The following is a 509-nucleotide window of genomic DNA, read 5'->3' as shown; positions in this document are numbered from 1 at the left end:
ACACAGCTAAACTGCCCAACACAAACGTCACCAACAAGCTAACCACGCCAGTAATACTGATATCGCGACTCTTCTTCTGCTGCATGATAAACGCGATACACGCCAATATCACCAACGCAATCAAGGCAAAACCAAGCAATAAAGGAGAATAGAGATCCGCAAGAATCGCGACAAGACCACCAAGTAACCCGACAAGAGAGAACGTACGAATACCAGCAACACGACTACCTTCAACACTATTTCGCATCACCCAGCCGCGCTGTGTCCCGATAATCGCGCCCAATAGCAAGGCAATAAGCAGATTCCAGATAAGATGCTCGCCAGTCGCAAACTCGTTGATATCCATGCATCACCCCGTTAAAAAGCGGTTGTCATATCATTAGTTTATTTGAATATTGGTAAGAAGCTGTGACGACAAGAAGATAATCTGAAACTAGCCATAGTTCCTGCCTTACCTGCGGGTCTTGTCCTGGCTTTTAACTATCACCAGAGCTCAATAATACAGAGCG

General features: G+C 45.8%; 1 protein-coding gene. It reads right to left on the bottom strand.

The window, feature by feature from the left end; all coding sequences use genetic code 11:
* The coding region (locus R8O11_RS31510; protein ID WP_318195427.1) for an MgtC/SapB family protein at window positions 1–346 on the bottom strand (346 nt) is incomplete at its 3' end.
* Window positions 347–509 lie beyond the last annotated feature (163 nt).

Source organism: Vibrio sp. 1288 (genome assembly GCF_033344475.1).
This window is presented reverse-complemented; position numbering and strand designations above follow the sequence as displayed.